The organism is Flavobacterium sp. 9 (assembly GCF_002754195.1).
In the GTDB taxonomy this organism is placed as follows: Bacteria; Bacteroidota; Bacteroidia; order Flavobacteriales; family Flavobacteriaceae; genus Flavobacterium.
Genome location: NZ_PEEU01000001.1, coordinates 3990005 through 4011378, shown reverse-complemented (window position 1 = coordinate 4011378; position 21374 = coordinate 3990005). Strand labels below are relative to the sequence as shown.

Genomic DNA, 21374 nt, shown 5'->3' with positions numbered 1-21374 from the left:
TAATTAGATAATGTGAAAATAAGAAAATGAGATAATTATTGAAACTGCTTAATTAGAGAATTAAATATAGGCAATTGTCTAATTATCTCATTGACACATTATCCCATTGACACATTAACCTATTTTCTTCTTAATTTCGTCAAGAATAAAAAGATAATCTTCGTGTTTTTTTACAAAATCGCGCTCTGAAACGTCGATAATCAAGACATTTAAATCTGTTTGAGATTTAATATAATCTAAATAACCGTTGTTGATTTTATCAAGGTAATCTGCTGAAATATTTTGTTCGTAATTACGTCCTCTTTTTTTGATGTTTTCAAGCAAACGTTCTGAATTCTGATATAAATAAACGTACAGATCAGGCTTTGGCATTTCTTTATAAATAATATCAAACAGGTTTCGATACAAACGGTATTCATCTTCTGCAAGCGTAATCTTGGCAAAAATCAGGGATTTAAAAATATGATAATCGGCTACAATGAAATCTTTAAACAAATCAAATTGTGCCAAATCATCTGATAATTGCTGATAACGATCTGCCAGAAAAGACATTTCTAAAGGAAAAGCATATCGGTTTTGATCTTTATAGAATTTTGGCAAAAACGGATTATCTGCAAAACGTTCTAAAACAGTTTTAGCATTAAAATCTTCTGAAATTTTGTGTGCCAAAGTAGTTTTTCCGGCACCAATATTTCCTTCAAAAGCAATATAATTAAAACTTTCTAATGGAATTTCTCTTAACGGATTTTCTAAATCCTGAACAATTGTACAAACACTATCGTCTGGCGAAATTGTAACTAATTCCGTAATAGATTTTTGAGAAACAGGATGTCTCCAATTCAGTTTTAAATCCTGCATTGGCAATAAAACAAAATTTCTGTTTTGCATTTGCGGATGCGGAATCTGAAGTTTTTCAGATTCAATAATCTCATCATCATAAGTAATCAAATCGATGTCAATTATTCGGGATTGATAACCTTCCTGATTAGATCGGATTCTTCCTAATTGTTTTTCGATTTTTAAAACCTGATTGAGTATTTTTTGTGCAGATGAATTACTGTGCAAAACCAAAGCACAATTATAAAAAGCATCACTTTCAAATCCCCAAGCCGGAGTTTCGTATAGTCTTGAAACCCTGATTACAGTGCCCACTTCCTGATGTATTAAAGCAATACAACTTGTGATGTTTGCTAATCTGTCTCCCTGATTACTGCCTATAGATAGTGTGATTTGATGCTGTGATTTCATAATTAATGCAAATTAACTAAAACTATTTTAGAATTAAGTACATTATTTGACTCAAGAATTAGAAGTTTTCAAGAAAAGAAAACTCTTTCTTAATCGCTTCTTTTATCTAAATTAATATAAAAAACAATCATAATCTTACAAAATAAAGTATCTTTATTTACAGCATTCAAAAGTTGAAATAATACAAATATTTGACAAATGACGTATAAGGATTAAATTCTATTTAGATTATATTTGTAACAAACCAACCTTTTTTACTACTTATTAAAAAAAATATACTTATGAAGTTTTTAGGAAATGTAATTGCCACAGTTATTGGTATTTTTGTATTTATTATGCTCTTCTTTTTTGGAGTAATTCTAATTGGAACTATTTTTGGCGGAGACGATTCTGTTTCTGTTAAAGGTGATTCTGTTATAGAATTAGATTTAAAACAAATTCAAAATGATTACGCCGGAAAATACAAAGATCCTTGGGTAACGGTTTTTTCAGATAAAAAAGGAATCGGTTTAACGGATGTTATCAGCGCTATCGAAGCTGCAAAAACAGATGATAACATCAAAGGAATTTCTATTTTAAATGATCAGTCTTCTTTAGGATTGGCACAATATAAAGATTTGAGAAATGCACTTGAAAGTTTCAAAAAATCAGGAAAATTTGTTTGGGCTTACGCCAATACTTATTCTCAAAAAGAATATTATTTAAACTCAGTTGCCAACACCGTTTATTTGAATCCTGCCGGAGATTTAGACTTCAAAGGACTTTCGTCTGAAGTAATGTTCTTTAAGGATTTTCAGGATAAATCAGGTATTCATATGGAAGTGATTCGTCACGGAAAATACAAAAGTGCCGTTGAACCTTTCTTAGAAAACAAAATGAGTGATGCTAACAGAGAACAAGTTACAGCATTATTAAACTCAATCTGGACAACGGTTACGAACGATATTTCGAAAAGTAGAAATATTCCTGTTGCTAAATTAAACGAAATCGCAAATGGTTTGCTTGCCAGAACTCCGGAAATGGCAAAAGCACAACATTTAGTAGATATTGTTGCTTATGAAGATGTATATCACGATAACATTAAAAAAGAATTGAAAGTAACCGGAGACGATGATTACAACAAAATTTCTATCGCAGATTATACTCAAAACAACATAACAACAGCTTTGACCAATACTGCAACAGATCAAATCGCGATTATTTACGCTCAAGGCGAAATACAAAGCGGTGAAGGAGATGTTAACGTAATTGGAGAAGGTTCAATGCGTCGTTCATTGCAAGAAGCCAGAAAAAATGAAGATGTAAAAGCAATCGTACTTAGAATTGATAGTCCGGGTGGAAGCGCTTTGACTTCTGATTTGATTTGGAGAGAAATCGAAATCACTAAAAAAGTAAAACCAGTTGTAGTTTCAATGGGTAATTATGCTGCTTCGGGAGGATATTATATTGCTTGTAACGCCAACAAAATTTTTGCTGAGAACAATACTATTACCGGTTCTATTGGTGTATTTGGTATCTTACCTAACTTCAGCCCTTTGGCAACTAAATTAGGAATCAATACAGAACAAGTAAAAACACACGAAAACTCCGCTAATTATAGTCCGTTTGTGCCAATTGATGAGAAGTTTAAAGCCTTTACATTAGAAGGAGTTGAACAAATCTACAATACTTTTGTAACTCATGTGGCTCAAGGTCGAAAAATGACTTTTGCGCAAGTAGATGCTATCGCACAAGGAAGAGTTTGGTCAGGAACTGAAGCTTTGAAAATTGGTTTGGTTGACAAAATTGGAGGTTTGAATGATGCTATTGCCGAGGCTGCAAAAATTGCCAAAGTAAAAACATACAGCACTCAAAACTATCCTGAATATGAAAAAACATTCAATGATTTACTTTCAAATCTGCCTTTTGCACAATCGAAAGAAGCTTTTATAAAAGAAGAAATCGGAGAAGAAAACTACCAACTTATCGAACAGGTAAAAAGGTTTCAAAATCAAAAAGGTGTTCAGGCAATCCTTCCTTTTGGGTTAAACATCAAATAATTTAAAGTGATGAAAAATATAGTTCTTCTGCTCACTATTTTCTTTTTGAGCTTTGTAAATGCTCAGGATAAAAAACAAGATACCTATAAAGAGTCTAATGTAATTTTAAAAATTAATAACGATCAGCTTTTTGGTACTTTAACCGTTCCTGATTTAACGAAGAAATATCCTGTTGCATTAATAATTGCAGGTTCAGGACCAACAGACAGAGACGGAAATAATCCGATGATGAAAAATAATTCGTTAAAAATGCTGGCTGAAGCTTTGGCAAAAAACGGGATTGCATCATTAAGATATGACAAAAGAGGAATTGGCGAAAGCAAAGCTTCTGCAATATCTGAATCTAGTTTAGTTTTTGAAAATTATACCGAAGATGCCAAAAGCTGGATTAATTTCCTGAAACAAGACAAACGTTTTTCGCAATTAGTAATCATTGGACATAGCGAAGGTTCATTAATAGGAATGATTGCAGGAGCAAAAGCAAATAAATTTATTTCTATTGCCGGAGCCGGAGATTCAGCAGATAAAATCATAAAGGCACAAATAGCAAGTAAATCTAATAAGCAAATTGAGGAAATGACCTTTCCTATTATTGACAGTTTAAAAACTGGAAATACGGTTAAAAAAGTTGATCCAATGCTTAATTCACTTTTCAGGTCGAGTATTCAGCCGTATTTGATTTCGTGGTTTAAATACAATCCACAAACAGAAATCAAAAAGCTAAATGTTCCAGTTTTAATTCTGCAAGGAAACAACGATTTGCAAGTCACGGTGCAAGATGCTGAGAACTTATCCAAGTCTAACAAAAATGCCGAATTACTGATCGTAGATAAAATGAATCATATCATGAAAATTATCGAAGGCGACAAACAGGCAAATTTAGAAAGTTATAACAACGCGACTTTACCAATTTCCGAAGTTATGACTAATAAGATTGTTTCTTTTATTCTGAAATAATTAAAATAATAAAAACCAAAATCCGTTTGAATATATAGTCAAACGGATTTTTTTATTTTAACAAACAAAGTAAAATTCTTACAGTTTTTAAGAAAACTTTATCGCAGAACTAAATCAAAAAAGCTATTTTTGCATCAGTTAAATATTCATATTAAATCCTCAAATCTATAAATATGTTAAAGAAAATTCTAAAAATCGCAGCCATTGTACTTGTCGTCATTGTTGCTGCATTATTTGCCATTCCTTATTTTTTTAAAGATCAGATAAAAGCCAAAATTGCCGAGGCTATTAACGAAAGTGTTGATGCAAAAGTAAGTTTTGCTGACGCTGATTTAAGTTTGTTTAAAAACTTCCCAAATGCAACTGTTGGAATCGAGAAATTGGTTATTATCAACAAAGCTCCTTTTGAAGGTGATACTTTGGTTTCACTAGGCGAATTGAATCTAAAAATGAGTATTAAAGAACTTTTCAAAGGAAAAGACGAACCTTTAAGCATTCAGGGAATTAGTTCTACGAATGGTTTAATTAATATCATCTTTAATAAAGATGGTATTGGTAACTTCGATATCGCTTTAAAAGACAAAGAAGAAACAAAGAAAGACGATGCTAGTAAACCGCTTTCATTGAAAATTCAGAATTATAAAATCGAAAACTTTACCTTTAGATATATCGATCAGGGATCAAAAATAAAAATGGTAATTGATAGTTTAAATCACGAAGGAACGGGAGATTTTACCAATTCTAAACTAGATTTGACTACAAAATCTACTGCCAAAGTATCTTTGGATATGGACAAAATCAATTATATGAAAAACGTAAAACTGACTTTAGACGCAGTTTTAGGAATTGATTTAGAAAAAAGTAAATATACTTTTAAAGAAAATAAAGCCTTGATTAATCAATTACCGTTAGAATTTGACGGTTTTATTCAGATGGTTGATGCAGGTCAGATTTATGATTTAAAATTTAAAACACCAACTTCGTCTTTCACCAATTTCTTAGGTTTAATTCCGTCGGCATATGCTTCTGGTTTAGATGGTGTAAAAACAACTGGAGATTTTACTGTAGCTGGTTTTGCAAAAGGTGAATTGACAGATACTACAGTTCCTAAATTCAATATTGCGATTGCTTCAAACAATGCTTCTTTTCAATATCCTAACTTACCAAAATCAGTTCAGAATATTGTAATCGACACAAAAATCATCAATGAAACAGGAATTCTAAATGACACCTACGTTAATTTAGACAAGCTTTCTTTTAGAATTGATCAGGACGTTTTTAGCGCTAAAGCGAATATCAAAAACATTACAGTAAATCCTATTGTAGATGCTGCATTAAAAGGAACGATCAACTTAGCAAACCTTTCAAAAGCATATCCAATCAAAATGGACAAACCATTGGCTGGTATTTTAAAAGCTGATGTTACGACCAATTTTGATATGGCATCTGTAGAAAAAAGCCAATATCAAAATATTAAAAATGCCGGAACAATGAGTTTGTCAGGCTTTAAATATACAGATGAGAATAACAAATCTATGAACATTAGTACGGCTTTGGTTGAATTTAATCCAAGCACTATTAATCTGAAAAAATTTGATGCTACAACCGGAAAAAGTGATTTAAGCATAAATGGTGTTCTGGAAAATTTCTATGGTTTTATGTTTAAAAAACAAGAACTAAAAGGAAATTTCAACATGAGCTCAAACCAATTAGCGGTTGATGATTTTATGACTGCCGGTGAACCTGCAACTGAAAAAGCTGCAGCAAAACCAACAGAAGCGATGAAAATTCCAGCTTTTTTAAATTGTACTATCAATGCCAAAGCAACAACAGTTTTATATGATAATTTAAAACTAAAGGATGTTTCTGGTAAATTAATCGTAAAAGATGAAAAAGCAACTTTAGAGAACTTTAAAACTTCAATTTTTGGCGGAACAATTGGTTTAACAGGAACAGTTTCTACAAAAGCAAAAGTGCCAACTTTTGATATGAATTTAGGTTTCAATCAAGTTGATATTGCACAGACTTTTACTCAATTGGACATGATGAAAAAGATCGCTCCAATTGCCGGAATTATCAATGGTAAATTGAATTCTACTATTAAATTAAACGGAAACTTAGATGCGAAAGAATTAACTCCGGATTTAAAATCTATTTCAGGAGATTTGTTAGGACAATTACTTTCAACTACGATAAATTCTAAAAATTCAACAGTATTAAATGCTTTGACATCAAACATTAAATTTATCGATATGAATAAGATAAATTTAAATGATATTAAAGCCGCTTTAACTTTTGAAAACGGAAAAGTAAATGTAAAACCATTTGACATCAAATATCAGGATATTAAAATCACTGTTGGTGGAACTCACGGTTTTGACCAATCAATGAATTATAACTTAAAATTGGATGTTCCGGCTAAGTATTTAGGAAGCGAAGCAAATGCTTTTATCTCGAAAATGTCTCCTGCTGATGCTGCGAAATTGCAAAACATTCCGATAAACGCAATGATTACAGGGAATTTTTCTAATCCAAAAATCTCAACTGATATGAAATCTGCAGTTACAAGTTTAGCATCGCAAGTTGCAAATCAACAAAAAGAAAAGTTGACACAAAAAGGAGCTTCTGCACTTAATGATTTAATCAACAAGAATACAAAAGCAAAAGATACTACAAAAGCTGCTGCAACTGAAAAAGAACAGAAAACTCAAGAAGTTACTAAAAAAGCAAGTGACTTGATAAACGGTTTGTTCAAGAAGAAAAACTAAATAAAAAAATGAGCATAAAAAAAGAGGCATTCACTTTGGTGAATGCCTCTTTTTTATTTAAAGTACTTTATTAAATTGCTTTTGAATAGATGTTTAATTTTCCATTATTCAAAATTGAGTTTATCGTTTTTATATAATCTTTCTTCGAATATAAATTGATATCTACTCCAATACTGCAATTATCATAAGGTTCGTATTTTTTCATGTTTGACACAGAAAACAATCCAATTGTTGGAGTCTGAACAGCGCTTGCCAAATGCATAATACCACTATCGGCACCAATAAATAAATCAGCATTGGCGATTACAGATCCTATTTCCCGAATGTCTTTACTATAAAAAGTAGGCGCTTTAAAGTCAATTTGAGAAACATTTTCTACAGGCAAAATTTCAATGATATTATACTCTTTATATTCTGTAGTAAGTTGTTTATAGAAATTATCCCACCAATCTTCTGCCAGGCATTTTGTACCGGTTGCATAAGTAAATATGCAGATTGTTCTTTTAGAATTATGAACTAAATCATGTAACGTTTTCTTTCCTTCAGCAATTTCCGAAGACGATAATTTAAGATCTATTGGAGCTATTATTTTATTACTTTTTGCAAGACCAAGTTTGGTTAAGTAATATCGAAAGTTGTAAACCGGGTATTTTGCAATATGATCGTAATCACTTTTTACAAGTTGAGATTCTTCATGTAAATCTCCGTAAAATTTATACTTAGCGTTAGAAAACTGGACTGCTAAACGTCCTGAAGAAGAGTTTTGATCGACATTGATCGCAACATCATATTTTTGTTTTTTTATTGAAATCCAGACATTAATGTATTTCAGTAAATTTTTGAAGGGCTTTTTGGGCAAATCGATTACTTTATTAATGCTTTCGTAATTCTCAAAAATTATTGGAGCTAAAGTTCCCTTAACAAACAAATCGACTTTACAATTTGGAAATATTTCCATGACTTCCTGAACGAGAGGTGTAATCAATAAAAGATTCCCTAATCTTGCATTTGGTCTACAAATCAAAACCCGTTTAATCTCAGATTTATCAACCAAAACAATATCCAGTTCACTTTTTGGTTTTCCAATGTTCTTAGTCAGATTGCGCATTACGCCACGCCTGTAATGATTTATTTTGCTCAAAACACTCATCTATAAAATAATTTAGGGGTTATAAAATCCATATCCAATTTTAGAAAAATTGAAAAGATTTAACTAACTCAAAGCTAGCCTCTTTTTTTTTCTAAAATTAGATTCTTTCAATTAAGCAATTATTACAAAATTGTAACGAAAATGTTTCAACATTCACATCTTCAACTACTTGAAAGAGATTTAAAACTACGGAAATTATTCCCCAATCACTAAATTATTAGACCGTTAGCCATTAACAATCGACGTTTGGCAACTCACACTAGACGTTTATTTCGACAACATAACCTTCAGAACCACGAATATTAAATACAGTTCCGTTTTCAAAAATTAAATATTGGCCTTTGATTCCTGTTAATTTTCCCTGAAAAGAAGGTGTCTTATCTAAGTTCAAACTGGCCACTTTTGCAGGATAATTTAGAACAGGATAATGCAATTCATAAAGATCATTTTTTTGAGAATAAAAGTATTCCTGAACTTCAGACGGAATTAAGCTTTCTACTTTTACTTTTTCAGCAATCAAATCAAAACTTTCGCCCGTACTTTGAAGCATTTTTCTCCAATTCGTTTTATCCGTATAATGATCTTTTAACGCAACCTCAGTAATTCCTGCCAAATATCGATTAGGAACCTCAACAATTGCGATTGCTTGTGTTGCGCCCTGATCTATCCAACGCGTTGGAACTTGTGTTTTGCGCGTCACACCTACTTTTACTTCACTTGCAAGTGCCAAATAAACAATATGTGGCTGCAATTGCACTTTTTGCTCATAGTCTAAATCACGGTCAGCGATTCCTAAATGAGCCGTACTTAATTCCGGTCTCATAATCCAATCTCCAACTGCAGGACTCGAGTAAAAACAATCATAACAAAAACCTTGTCTGTATATTTTCTTCTTTTTATGACAATTCAAACATTCATAACCCACAAAATTAATCTCAATCTCTTTATTCAATAATTGATTCATATTTAGAAAACTATCTTCGAAAACCAAATAATATTGAATTGGATCTCCCATTTCAGTTTGCATTTTTGTAAGTACTCCTTGATATGTCATTTTAATTTTAGATTTTAGATTGCTTATTTTAGATTTTAATTCACTTTGAAGAATTTGGAACATTTTATCATATAATTCCATTTTTGAAGTTGAATCTTTAGTTCAAATACAATTGTTTTTTATAAAAAAACACTATTTTTGATAAAGTGACAAAGTTAGTATTTGTCTATCGATATTCAAATTTTAAATTTTCCTGATTTTAAACTAATCATGAAATCTAAAATGTAAAATCATCAATCTAAAATCTATTTTTCCCCATGCCCTTATCAATAATCAACTCGTTTGCCTCTTGGGTCCTGAAACAAAGGATACATCAAATTGAACTTTTTCTAAAATATCCGAATGAAGTTCAAGAAGAACTGTTGCATAATTTATTGACATCGTCAGAAAATACGATTATCGGAAAAAAATATGATTTTGCGTCCATAAACTCCTATGCTACTTTTGTAGAAAGAGTTCCAATTGCGACTTACGAAGAATTGCAGCCTTTGATTGAACGCACACGTCAAGGCGAACAAAATGTTTTTTGGGAAACTCCTATTAAATGGTTTGCCAAATCTAGCGGAACTACAAATGCCAAAAGTAAATTTATTCCTGTAAGTAACGAAGCTCTGGAAGATTGTCATTATAAAGGAAGTAAAGATTTACTTTGTTTATACTTGAATAATAATGAGGATTCTGAATTGTTTCTTGGAAAAAGCCTTCGCTTGGGCGGAAGTTCTCAGATTTACGAAAACAACAATACTTTCTTTGGAGATTTGTCTGCTATTTTGATTGAAAATATGCCTATTTGGGCCGAATTTAGCAGTACTCCAAGCAGCAAAACCTCTTTAATGAGTGAATGGGAATCTAAGATTGCCGCCATTATAAATGAAACCAAAAACGAAAATGTTACCAGTTTTGCCGGAGTTCCGTCCTGGATGTTGGTTTTGATGAATAAGGTTTTAGAAAATACAGGAAAACAAAGTTTATTAGAGCTTTGGCCAAATCTTGAAGTTTACTTTCATGGAGGCGTAAGTTTTTCTCCATATAAAGAACAATACAAGAAAATTTTACCGAGTAAAGATTTCAAATATTACGAAATATATAATGCTTCTGAAGGCTTTTTTGCCATTCAGGATTTGAATAATTCGAGCGATTTATTATTGATGTTGGACTACGGAATTTTCTACGAGTTTATTTCGATGGATACTTTTGGAACTCCAAATCAAAAAGTAGTTCGTTTGGCAGATGTTGAATTGGATAAAAACTACGCCATTGTTATTACTACAAATTCTGGTTTATGGCGTTATTTAATTGGAGATACAGTTCGTTTTACTTCTTTAAACCCATACAGAATTCGTGTTACGGGAAGAACGAAACATCATATTAATGTTTTTGGTGAAGAATTAATGGTCGAAAATACCGATCAGGCAATTGCCAAAGCTTGCCAACTTACTCAAACCGAAGTTATAGATTATACCGTTGCTCCAATTTTTATGCAGGATAAAGAAAAAGGCGCACACGAATGGATGATCGAATTCAAGAAAAACCCTGCTGATGTTGGGCTTTTCCAAAAAGTTCTGGATGAAACTTTACAGACTTTAAATTCCGATTATGAAGCCAAACGCCATAACAATATGACTTTAAATCCGCTTGTAATTAATGTCGCACGTGAAAACTTATTTTACGATTGGCTAAAGGAACGTGATAAACTTGGCGGACAACATAAGATTCCGAGGCTTTCGAACCAGAGAGATTATTTGGAGCAGTTGAAAGAGATGTGTACTGTTAAGAGCTAAACACGAATTTCACTAATTTTCGCAAATTAAATGAAAAATAAAATCACAAAGCTAGCGCGAGCGTCCCGCTCGTGAGCACAATCAAGTACAAGTTATTCTATAATAAAAAGTTTAAAACCAATCGATTTCATAAATGAGACATTATTTTTTGATATTAATATTTGCTTTTATTTCTTGTACTAATACAAAAGAGCAACATCAAAAAATAATTGTTATTCAGCCTTTAGGAGATTTCAATATTGAGCAGTCAAAAAGTGTCTTCAATAAAATCAAAACAATTAACCCAAACGTTGTTTTAAGGCAAAATATTCCCTTTCCCGAAAATGCTTATTATCAACCTCGAAATAGATATCGAGCGGACAGCATTATCAAAACAATCAAAAATAATATTGGCAAAGATTCTGTAATTGTTGGATTATCGAATCGTGATATTAGTGTAACCAAAGGAAAAATCAAGGATTGGGGCGTTATGGGATTGGGTTATCATCCGGGGAAATCCTGCGTAGTTTCTGATTTTAGACTAAGTCAACAAAATAAAAACCAACAATTCTATAAAGTAGTTCTACATGAATTAGGTCATACCGAAGGATTACCTCATTGTCCTGTAAAAACTTGCTTAATGCGAGATGCCGAAGGAAAAAATCATCTGAATGAAGAAACTGATTTTTGCTTAAAATGTAAAAACTTTTTAATTAAAAAAGGCTGGAAATTAAACAATCCTGTAACCTGATATCTCATCCTAAAAATACATAATTAACCCAAAACCAAACTAAGATGAAAACCACAAAATTTAGCGAAATGTCTACTGAAGAGCTACTTAAAAGTCAGAAAACTTCAAAAATCGCCACTTATACATTTGCAGGAATCTTATCTCTCTTATTTGTAGTCAATATATTTCTTTTTTCTAAAAAAGGATTTACCGCCTCTCCGGTTGTTCCTTTTGCATTGCTGCCAATACTTTTTTTAAACTTCAAGACTTTATCAGAAATTAAAAAAGAATTGAAATCCAGAGAAAATTAAGAATTTGTAATTCCACTAAAGCGCATGAGGGATAGAAGTGGAAATCCTTTTTGTCCGCCACGTCGGACAAAAAGATTGAAACGGATAGCCCGACCCGCTTTTTTCGGCGGGTCATGCCCATAAAAAAAACCTTAGCTTTATTGGAAAACTAAGGTTTTTATTTATTTCAGCAAGAGTTTTCACCCCCCCTTTTTGAATTATAAGCCTTCGACTTCGCTCAGGATGACACTTATTTTTGTCAGGTTGAGCGAAGTCGAAGCCCTTTACTACATCATATCAATATATCTATCGTGATATCCTAATAAGTATAAAACTCCGTCGAGACCTAAACTTGAAATTGAGGTTGAGGCGTTTTCTTTTACTTTTGGTTTTGCGTGAAAAGCGATTCCTAATCCGGCTAGATTTAGCATTGGTAAATCATTTGCCCCATCACCTACAGCAATAGTTTGGTTGATGTGAATTCCTTCTTTTTCAGCAATTGCTTTTAAGTATTCGGCTTTCTTTTGACCGTCTACAATTTCACCCAAATATTTACCGGTTAATTTACCGTCTATAATCTCCAATTGGTTGGCATGAACATAATCTATACCTAATTCTTTTTGCAGATAATCTCCAAAATAAGTGAATCCTCCAGATAAAATTGCAGTTTTATATCCGTAATATTTTAAGGCTTTCATCAAACGATGCGCTCCTTTTGTTATTGGTAAATTTACAGCAACATTTTGTAAAACATCTTCGCTTAAACCTTCCAACAACGCCATACGCTGTTTGAAACTTTCGTTGAAATCTATTTCGCCATTCATAGCAGATTCTGTAATAGCGCGAACCTGTTCTCCTACTCCATTTAGTTCTGCCAACTCATCAATTACCTCAGTTTGAATTAAAGTAGAATCCATATCGAAGCAAACTAAACGTCTGTTTCTTCTGTAAATGTTGTCTTCCTGAAACGAAATATCAACATTTAAAGTTCTCGAAATCTCCATGAAACTTGCTGTCATCGCAATTTTATCTACAATATCTCCGGTTAGTGACAATTGAATGCAAGAACGCGGATAATCTTCTTTTTCGACTACAGATGTTCTGCCTGTTAATCTTATAATAGAAACAATATTCAAATTTTGATCAGAAAGTAACTTTGCGACAGCGGCTAATTGCGAAGCGGCTAATTTCTCTCCTAAAATATTAATGATGTAACGTTGCTTAGACTGTGTTTTTACCCAATTTTCGTAATCTTCAATTGAAATTGGAATAAATTTTACTTTTACTTCTAATTCATAAGCTTTAAACAGCAAGTCTTTTAAAACTGGTCCTGAACTAGAGCCTGCTTCGACTTCGAATAAAATACCCAAAGATAGTGTGTCATGAATATCGGCCTGACCAATATCTAAAATATTAGCATCATAAGCAGCCAATACAGCTGTCAAACCAGCCGTTACTCCTGGTTTATCATGTCCTGAAACTTTTAATAGAATAATTTCTTTCTCTTCTGCCATTTTATCTTTGTTGATTTTAAGAAGCGACAAAAATCGGTAATCTATTGTTTATAAAAAAGGATATTGTTTGTTTTTTTTGCAAAGAAAAAGCACATATGAATGTGCTTTTTGAATTAATTTAACAATTATGCCGAAGTATTAAAATAACCTAACTTTTTTGGTTTTTATTAGAATTTGTCAAAAATTTTAAGGGTTAAAATGAGTTATCTTTAAAATCTTCTGATCTTCGGCAGAATTTAAATATTGAACCGGAAAAGAAATATCCTAGCTTGGTTGATTTTCATCAAAGTTTACCATCCAGCTTACGCCAAATTTATCTTTGAACATTCCGAAATAAGCGCCCCAAAAGGTTTTGCCCATTGGCATATAAATAGTTCCTCCTGCCGAAAGTCCGTTAAAGATTCTGTCTCCTTCTCCTTCACTTTCTACATTGATTGATACTGAAAAATTTCCACCAAAAACTACATCGCCTGACTGTTCGTTACTATCGCTTCCCATTAAAATAGTGTCACCAATAGGCAGCGAAACGTGCATAATTCTGTCAGCATCTTTATCTGATACTTGAGCACAGCCTCCGTGTTCGTCTGCAGGCATATCTTTAAATTTTCCGATATACGGAAATTCTCCTCCAAAAACTGATTTGTAAAATAGAAATGCTTCTTCGCAATTTCCGTTAAAAATTAAATAAGGGTTTACTGATGTTGCCATGATATTTTTGTTTTTTTGTTTGTTATAGTTAATTCAATCTATTCTCTATTTTCTTTCATCTATTCTCTTTACTCTATTTTCTATCTTTTAATTCTCTGAAAGCTCTTTTACAACTTCTAATCCATTTGGAAAAACTCCTTTAAAATAATCGATATACTTTTCAACCGTATCAACCTGAGCGACTAAATCTACAAATTCATCATCCTGAGTCAATCGATACGTTTCCATTGCACCACTCCACTTTTTTGTTTCTTCGTTAATCGGCACTTCTTTAAAGTCTTTTATTTCACCTAAATGTTTAAAAGCCATATATTCATTTGGAATTTTAGTTTCGATAACACTATACATTCCTTCCCCATTAGGAGACATAAAATGTACTTTATCACCTTGATTCCAATCGGTTATAGTATATGAACCTTCACAAAAAACTCCTGTCCATTTTTTATAAGTTTCGTCATCCCACAAAACTGACCAGACTTTTTCTGCCGGTGCTTTGATTCTGATTTTAAATTCTAACGTTTCCATATTATGATAATTTACTAAAATCCATAAAAAGTACATTCCAACGATGTCCATCTAAATCTGCAAAACCAAAACCGTACATCCAACCCTGACTTTCTGCAGGTGGAGAAAAAACGGTTCCGCCAGCTTCTGTAACTTTCTTTGCCAATTCGTCAACTTCTGCTGTGCTTTCTGCATCAATTGAAATCAGAACTTCTGAACTCAGTTTTGTATCCGTAAGTTTGTTTTGAGAAAAACTGGCGAATAATGATTCTTCAAAAAGCATTACTACAAATTTTCCTTCACCAACGATCATGCAAGTAGAACTTGGCGTATCGTGTTCTTCATTAAAAGAGAATCCTATTTTCGAGAAAAAGGCTTTAGATTTTGCCACCTCTTTTACAGGCAAATTCAGCCAAATTTGTTTTGTCATATTTTTTTACTTTTAAATTAAATCCTATAAGTGATGTAAGATAATTTAAGTGATGCTTGCGAAGTTTATGCTCTCGCAAAGTCGCAGTCCCGAGGCTTCGGAAGCAAAGTTTTTATTTTCCTCTGTCCCTTTGAACCTTTGTTCCTCTGAACCTTCAAAAACTAATTTTGTTCTACATAACTTTTAAAATTATCCATGATTGCCTGCCATCCTCCGCGTTGCATTTCTTCGGGATTTTGAGTTTCAGGATCAAAACTTTCAATTACTTCTATTCCGTTTGGGGTTTCATTGAAACTAATCTCTACTTTTCTTCCGTCTCCCAAAACATATTCAATTGCTTTATATTTTTCTACCAATGTATATTCACCACCAAAATCAAAACTCATGCTGCCATCTTTTGCCGCCATTGTTGATTTGAATGTTCCGCCTTCTCTTAAATCATTTTCGGCATAAGGCGTGTGCCAATCCGGCGAAGCAAAACTCCATTTTGTAATATGTTCCGGTAATGTCCATAAATCCCAAACTTTGTCGATTGAAGCGTTAATTGTGTTTTTTACTGTTATCATTTTATCTTTTTGTTTATTGTTTAGTTTTTATTTTTAATAGATTTATTATTCGAAATTTTCAACGTATTTTTTAAAATTCTCAACAACTGACTGGCAAAATTGTTCTTGCATTTCCTCAGAAATAGTAGCTTCGGGTTCAAATGTTTCGGTAAGTTTTGTTTCTGAACCTAAATTTTCAAAACGAACATTTGCTGTTCTATTATCCGAGAGTCGATATTCTATCAATGCCAATTTTTCGACTTTAGTATAAATTCCTTCAAAATCAAAACCTTCTTTTCCATCTTTTGAAGTCATTGTAAATTTAAATTTACCACCAACTTTCAAATCATTTTCTGCATATAGCGTGTGCCAATTTGCAAAAGGAATATTCCAATTCTTAATATGTTCCGGCAATGTCCATAATTCCCAGACTTTCTCAATTGGTGCATTAATTGAATTTTGAACTATTATCATGTTATCCTTTTCCATTGCTTACATTTTATCTGGAATCTGATCTTCATTGATAACTGAGAATTCCCAGTGATGTCCATCTAAATCAAAAAAAGAACGATAATACATCCAGCCATAATCCTGGGCTTCGGCATATTCAGTTGCTCCATTTTTTAAAGCATTCTCAATGATTTCATTTACTTTTTCTCGGCTTTCAGTTTGTACTGAAATAATTACCTCGTTAGTGGTTTTTGCATTGCAAATTTCTTTGTATGTAAATGTTTTATAGAACTCTTCAACTAACAACATTGCATTGATATTTTTACCTATGATCAAACAAGTTCCTTTGTCATTTGTAAATTGTGGATTGAATGAAAAACCTAAGTTGGTAAAAAATGATCTTGACCGATTTAAATCTTTTACAGGAAGATTTAAGAAAATTTTTGTTTCCATTTTTATATAAAATTACAAATTATTAAGACAAAATTAGATTATTAACATTAAGCTTAGGATGCTTTAAAAGTCAACTTTAGGGTCATTTAAGACAAAATACTTATTTTTGTGTTTAAAATCTTTTCTAAAATATATAACACTATGACTAAGAAAGTAGGCCTAATCATTCCTCATGATTATAAATTATTAAGTATAGCAGCGATTTTAGAGGTTTTTGAAACGGCTAATAAACTGGCTAAAGAAAACGATAAACCTTTTGAGATTATGGTTTTCCAATCCGTTGAACAAATTAACGATAAACGCTTATTTGGATATGACGTAAGTGCTATTGAAGAATCAAATGAATCTCTAGATCTGATTTTGATTCCGGCTTTTACGACCGATAATATGAGTGAAATGATTGTGAAGAATAAGAATTTTATTCCTTGGTTAAAAAAACAACATACATCAGGCGCCGAATTAGCGAGTTTTTGTACCGGTGCTTTTTTGTTTGCCGCCTCGGGTTTGCTTAACGAAAAACTGGCAACAACTCATGTTGATGCTTGCAGTGCTTTTACTAAAGCTTTTCCCATGGTGAAACTTAAGCCCGAAGAAACTTTAACCGCCGACGGAAGTCTATATACCAGCGGTGGCTCTACCTCAACATTTCATTTATTGATTCTTTTGGTTCAGAAATATTGCGGAAATGAAATTGCGGTTCAAATTGCGAAAATCTTCTCGATTGACTTGAATAGATATAAACAGAGTTATTTTAGCACTTTTAGACCAAATCATTTACATAATGATACGCTGGTTGCAATGCTGCAGCAAAAAATAGAAAGTCAATATCATTCGATCGAAAAGCTGGAAGAAATCACCAAAGATATTCCAACGAGTGCGCGTAACATGACACGAAGATTTAAACAAGTTACAGGGATTCCGCCAATTGAATATTTACAAAATATAAGAGTAGAGAGTTCTAAGAAATATCTAGAACAAACGCAGCTTTCGATTTCCGAAATTATCGAAAAAACAGGTTACAATGATCCAAAAGCTTTTAGAAAAGTATTCTATAAAATGGTTGGAATGAAACCTATCGAATATCGGGAGAAATTTAGGGTTCAGTAATTTTTTCAGGAGCAGAAATTCGGTTTTCAAAAGACCACCTTTCCTGCTCTACACTATATCTTTTGTCGTGAAACCCACGACAAAAGGATATCGCTTCGATCAGGGCTAAATTAGAAATTTCGTTTTCATAATTCACCAAACACTTTAAAAAGAATCTACGATGATTTTATAATCCACATTAAGACCTTTTTATTTTGTTTTAAAAGTGCGTCAATTTCTGTCATACTTTCATTTGAAACTGCGGGACAACCCCAACCTTCAGGAGTTCCTTCAGGATAAGTTTCATTACTCGAAATGGCTTCCCAGGAATGCAAAACAATAGCACGACTTCTTGCATTAGAGTTTGTGTTGTCTTTTCCTTGTAATATGTAATTTACTTTAATTCCCCATTGACTTACACCACGATCTAAAACAACAAATTTCCCAATAGACGAACAATGCGAATCAAATTCGTTACTTATTGGAGCTTTTTCTTTTGACGTTGTTGCGCCCCATTTATTATCCCCGCAACCATGACTTACCATATAGGATTTTGAAATTTTGTCTTTTTTAAAATCATAAACAAAAAATCTTTTCAAACCGGAATGAACGCCTAAATCAATTAGAAAAAACTGATCTTGATTTAGATTGTTTTTTTGGCAGTATTGCTTTGCTTCTTTATAATATTTACTATAATTAATTTCAAGACGTTGCTTTTCTTTTAAAATTACTTCACTTTTTTGTTTAGTTTCAGATACAACTGTCTTATTTTCTTTAGTACAAGAAAATCCAAAAACAAAGAATAAAGATATACAGCGTAAATAGTTATTAATTACCATGTCCGTCTCGATGAATAACTTGATTATTAAAAAAAGCATTAAACATTTTAAATTTGCCTAAATATGAATCCTGAAAACTAATATCTTCAAATTTGTCATTCAATATTTCTTTTGGAAATTTGGAATATAATAGTTTCTTTTCAACTATATTTTCTATCTCTAAAACCAAATCTTTAATTTTTCTCGGATCAATATTTTCTTTTTCCAATTCTTCAATTTTTGATCTAGGAACAATCATTTGTTTTTTATGAATTATAATATCAATTACATAATAAGGCAACAAAACACTCAAATACAATGTAATCGAGCATAACTCACCTCCTTCTACAATATTTAAAAAAAATGTGTAGCATCGATCTTGCAAATCTAGTCTTGAAAAATCCTGAAAATCTTTTAAAACTTCATCCTTATCAAACTCTGTCTTTATAGTATTACTTAATTTCTGGTTTTCATCAGAATTAAAAAGATCTATTACTTTCTCTAATCTTTTATACTCCACAGTTTCCAAATACAATTCCTTTTGATTCCAAGGGCATATATTTTTAGGATAATATAAGTATGCTAAATTTTTTAAAACTTCAGTTATCATTTGTGATCATAAATAATTATAAAATCAAATGTATTCTTTTAAACAAAGAAAGAAAAATATTACTCCAAATATTAAGATAAAAAAAACCTGCTCAAATAAATGAACAGGTTATTAAAAGAAACTTTGTCAAAGTTTTGAACTTTGATAAAGTAATATCAAGATTTAAGAAGCAATTTCCATTCGCTTCAATAAGTTTTTATTCAAAGTATGTTTTGCATAATCTTTGTCGATTGTCAAAACTTTATCGTCTGAACTTGGTAATTCATACATCGCATCTGTTAAGATTGCTTCACATAACGAACGTAATCCACGAGCTCCTAATTTGTATTCTAATGCTTTGTCAACAATAAAGTCTAATGCTTCGTTTGTAATCGTAAACTCAACATCATCCATCATGAATAATTTTTGATATTGTTTGATTAACGCATTTTTAGGTTGTGTCAAAATCGCACGCAATGTTTCTCTATCAAGAGGATCCATATGTGTTAGAACTGGCAAACGACCAATTATCTCCGGGATCAAACCAAAATCTTTAATATCTTTTGGAATAATATATTGAAGTAAATTGTCTTTATCAATATTGTCTACGTTTTTAGATGTAGAATATCCAACTGCCTGACGGTTTAAACGTTTAGAAATAATACGTTCTACTCCATCAAAAGCTCCTCCTGCAATAAACAAGATGTTTTGAGTATTTACCTCAACAAATTTCTGGTCCGGATGTTTACGTCCTCCTTTTGGTGGTACGTTTACAACTGTTCCTTCTAATAGTTTCAATAAAGCTTGTTGAACTCCTTCACCAGAAACGTCACGTGTTATTGATGGATTATCACTCTTACGGGCAATTTTATCAATTTCATCAATAAATACGATTCCTCTTTCTGCTTTTGTAACGTCGTAATCAGCAGCTTGCAGTAAACGTGTCAAAATACTTTCGACATCTTCACCAACATAACCTGCTTCTGTAAGTACAGTTGCATCAACGATAGCCAAAGGAACGTCTAACATTTTTGCAATAGTTTTTGCCACTAATGTTTTTCCGGTTCCGGTTTGACCAACCATGATGATATTACTTTTCTCAATCTCTACTTCGTCGTCTAATTGCTGTTGCATTAAACGTTTGTAGTGATTGTAAACCGCAACTGACATTACTTTTTTAGTCTGATCCTGACCAATTACGTATTGATCTAAGAAAGCTCTGATTTCTTTTGGTTTCTTTAAAATTAAGTCACCAACAAGTTTCGCGCTTCCGCTTGATTTTAATTCTTCTAGTACAATTCCGTGTGCTTGTTCAATACACTTATCACAGATATGTGCATTAATACCTGCAATTAATAAATTAGTTTCTGGCTTTTTTCTTCCACAAAACGAACATTCTAATACTACTTTAGCCATTCTTTTTTAGTTACATAAGCTGCAAAGTTACTAAGTTTCTGAGATTTATCACTAAAACCTCAGAAACTTAGCATCCTATTAACTTTTTATTTTTTGTTTCGAGTTTAATTTTGTTTCAAGTTTCAAGTTAATCTTAGAACCTTAGTCCCTTTGCAACTTTGAACCTTAAAAAAAAATTAGCTTCTTCTCAATACTTCATCAATCATTCCGTACTCTTTAGCTTCGTCAGCGATCATCCAATAATCACGCTCACTGTCTTTGTGTACTTTGTCAAAAGTTTGTCCTGAATGTTGAGAGATGATATTGTATAATTCATCTTTCAATTTCAACATTTCACGTAAGTTGATTTCCATATCAGTTGCAACTCCTTGTGCTCCTCCTGATGGTTGGTGAATCATTACTCTTGAATGTGGTAAAGCCGAACGTTTTCCTGCTGCTCCTGCACATAATAAAACTGCTCCCATTGAAGCTGCCATACCTGTACAAATTGTCGCTACGTCTGGTTTAATGTATTGCATTGTGTCATAAATTCCTAATCCTGCGTAAACACTTCCTCCAGGAGAATTTAGATAAATTTGAATATCTTTTGATGCATCAGCGCTTTCTAAAAATAATAACTGAGCCTGAACGATATTAGCGATTTGATCGTCGATACCTGTTCCTAAAAAGATGATTCTGTCCATCATTAATCTTGAAAAAACGTCTAACTGAGAAATATTCAACTGACGTTCTTCTATAATATATGGAGTCATATTTGTTGGATTCATTGCTGCTATGATTTTGTCATAGTACATAGCGTTTACTCCTTGGTGCTTTGTAGCAAATTTTTTAAATTCTTTACCGTAGTTCATATGTGTCTGTTCTA

Annotated in this window: 21 protein-coding genes; 7 read left to right on the top strand and 14 right to left on the bottom strand. The window is 32.2% G+C overall.

Going from position 1 to position 21374, the window contains the following annotated elements; all coding sequences use genetic code 11:
* Nucleotides 1-114 precede the first annotated feature (114 nt).
* Nucleotides 115-1248 (bottom strand): 2-amino-4-hydroxy-6-hydroxymethyldihydropteridine diphosphokinase, encoded by a 1134-nt coding sequence (gene folK / locus CLU81_RS16560; RefSeq protein ID WP_099710820.1) that lies wholly within the window; start codon nt 1246-1248, stop codon nt 115-117.
* A 281-nt stretch (nt 1249-1529) separates the two neighbouring features.
* Here folK and sppA point away from each other — a divergent pair, with 281 nt between their 5' ends.
* The 3 genes from sppA to CLU81_RS16545 all read left to right on the top strand — a co-directional run bounded on the left by sppA (nt 1530) and on the right by CLU81_RS16545 (nt 7012).
* Complete coding sequence (sppA, locus tag CLU81_RS16555) at nt 1530-3287, top strand: signal peptide peptidase SppA (protein ID WP_099710819.1); 1758 nt, start codon at nt 1530-1532, stop codon at nt 3285-3287.
* 9 nt (nt 3288-3296) lie between these two features.
* Complete coding sequence (locus CLU81_RS16550) at nt 3297-4244, top strand: S9 family peptidase (RefSeq protein WP_099710818.1); 948 nt, start codon at nt 3297-3299, stop codon at nt 4242-4244.
* A gap of 173 nt (nt 4245-4417) precedes the next feature.
* Entirely contained in the window at nt 4418-7012 is a 2595-nt protein-coding gene (locus CLU81_RS16545; protein WP_099710817.1) for an AsmA family protein, read from the top strand.
* A gap of 70 nt (nt 7013-7082) precedes the next feature.
* Here the strand turns inward: CLU81_RS16545 and CLU81_RS16540 are convergent, their stop codons facing one another.
* Nucleotides 7083-8162 carry a glycosyltransferase family 9 protein gene (locus tag CLU81_RS16540; protein WP_099710816.1) on the bottom strand — a complete coding sequence of 360 codons (1080 nt, stop codon included), beginning with the start codon at nt 8160-8162 and terminating at the stop codon, nt 7083-7085.
* A 259-nt stretch (nt 8163-8421) separates the two neighbouring features.
* Entirely contained in the window at nt 8422-9216 is a 795-nt protein-coding gene (locus CLU81_RS16535; RefSeq protein WP_099712789.1) for a DUF2797 domain-containing protein, read from the bottom strand.
* A 257-nt stretch (nt 9217-9473) separates the two neighbouring features.
* Between CLU81_RS16535 and CLU81_RS16530 the strand changes: the two genes are divergently transcribed.
* From CLU81_RS16530 to CLU81_RS16520, 3 genes are all read left to right on the top strand, one after another.
* The gene (locus tag CLU81_RS16530; RefSeq protein ID WP_099710815.1) at nt 9474-10997 is read left to right on the top strand and encodes a GH3 auxin-responsive promoter family protein; all 1524 of its coding nucleotides are present in this window, start codon (nt 9474-9476) and stop codon (nt 10995-10997) included.
* Between the two features lie 133 nt (nt 10998-11130).
* Nucleotides 11131-11727: a Zn-dependent protease gene (locus CLU81_RS16525; RefSeq protein ID WP_099710814.1), complete on the top strand. Its 597-nt coding sequence runs from the start codon at nt 11131-11133 to the stop codon at nt 11725-11727.
* Nucleotides 11728-11771: 44 nt separating this feature from the next.
* A complete protein-coding gene (locus CLU81_RS16520; RefSeq protein WP_099710813.1) occupies nt 11772-12017 on the top strand; it encodes a redox-active disulfide protein 2 in 246 nt (81 codons plus the stop codon).
* A gap of 266 nt (nt 12018-12283) precedes the next feature.
* Here the strand turns inward: CLU81_RS16520 and serB are convergent, their stop codons facing one another.
* The 7 genes from serB to CLU81_RS16485 form a co-directional block, all read right to left on the bottom strand.
* Nucleotides 12284-13510: a phosphoserine phosphatase SerB gene (serB, locus tag CLU81_RS16515; RefSeq protein WP_099710812.1), complete on the bottom strand. Its 1227-nt coding sequence runs from the start codon at nt 13508-13510 to the stop codon at nt 12284-12286.
* A 264-nt stretch (nt 13511-13774) separates the two neighbouring features.
* Complete coding sequence (locus CLU81_RS16510; protein WP_099710811.1) at nt 13775-14218, bottom strand: VOC family protein; 444 nt, start codon at nt 14216-14218, stop codon at nt 13775-13777.
* 87 nt (nt 14219-14305) lie between these two features.
* Nucleotides 14306-14743: an ATPase gene (locus CLU81_RS16505; protein WP_099712788.1), complete on the bottom strand. Its 438-nt coding sequence runs from the start codon at nt 14741-14743 to the stop codon at nt 14306-14308.
* A gap of 1 nt (nt 14744) precedes the next feature.
* Nucleotides 14745-15152 (bottom strand): VOC family protein, encoded by a 408-nt coding sequence (locus tag CLU81_RS16500; protein WP_099710810.1) that lies wholly within the window; start codon nt 15150-15152, stop codon nt 14745-14747.
* 161 nt (nt 15153-15313) lie between these two features.
* Nucleotides 15314-15718 (bottom strand): SRPBCC family protein, encoded by a 405-nt coding sequence (locus CLU81_RS16495; protein WP_099710809.1) that lies wholly within the window; start codon nt 15716-15718, stop codon nt 15314-15316.
* A gap of 45 nt (nt 15719-15763) precedes the next feature.
* Nucleotides 15764-16186, bottom strand: a complete 423-nt coding sequence (locus tag CLU81_RS16490; protein ID WP_233209727.1) for an SRPBCC domain-containing protein — start codon at nt 16184-16186, stop codon at nt 15764-15766.
* A gap of 3 nt (nt 16187-16189) precedes the next feature.
* Nucleotides 16190-16600 carry a VOC family protein gene (locus CLU81_RS16485; RefSeq protein ID WP_099710808.1) on the bottom strand — a complete coding sequence of 137 codons (411 nt, stop codon included), beginning with the start codon at nt 16598-16600 and terminating at the stop codon, nt 16190-16192.
* 141 nt (nt 16601-16741) lie between these two features.
* On the opposite strand from CLU81_RS16485, the gene CLU81_RS16480 reads away from it, so the two are divergent.
* Nucleotides 16742-17707: a GlxA family transcriptional regulator gene (locus tag CLU81_RS16480; protein ID WP_099710807.1), complete on the top strand. Its 966-nt coding sequence runs from the start codon at nt 16742-16744 to the stop codon at nt 17705-17707.
* Between the two features lie 155 nt (nt 17708-17862).
* Here CLU81_RS16480 and CLU81_RS16475 read toward each other — a convergent pair whose 3' ends face one another.
* The 4 genes from CLU81_RS16475 to clpP all read right to left on the bottom strand — a co-directional run bounded on the left by CLU81_RS16475 (nt 17863) and on the right by clpP (nt 21360).
* Nucleotides 17863-18525, bottom strand: coding sequence for a murein L,D-transpeptidase catalytic domain-containing protein (locus tag CLU81_RS16475; RefSeq protein WP_099710806.1), 663 nt, complete (start codon nt 18523-18525; stop codon nt 17863-17865).
* Nucleotides 18515-19114 carry a hypothetical protein gene (locus tag CLU81_RS16470; RefSeq protein ID WP_099710805.1) on the bottom strand — a complete coding sequence of 200 codons (600 nt, stop codon included), beginning with the start codon at nt 19112-19114 and terminating at the stop codon, nt 18515-18517. Before CLU81_RS16470 ends, CLU81_RS16475 begins: the two co-directional genes overlap by 11 nt.
* A gap of 162 nt (nt 19115-19276) precedes the next feature.
* Complete coding sequence (clpX, locus tag CLU81_RS16465) at nt 19277-20509, bottom strand: ATP-dependent Clp protease ATP-binding subunit ClpX (protein WP_099710804.1); 1233 nt, start codon at nt 20507-20509, stop codon at nt 19277-19279.
* Between the two features lie 176 nt (nt 20510-20685).
* Complete coding sequence (gene clpP, locus CLU81_RS16460; RefSeq protein WP_089354755.1) at nt 20686-21360, bottom strand: ATP-dependent Clp endopeptidase proteolytic subunit ClpP; 675 nt, start codon at nt 21358-21360, stop codon at nt 20686-20688.
* Nucleotides 21361-21374: the final 14 nt, after the last annotated feature.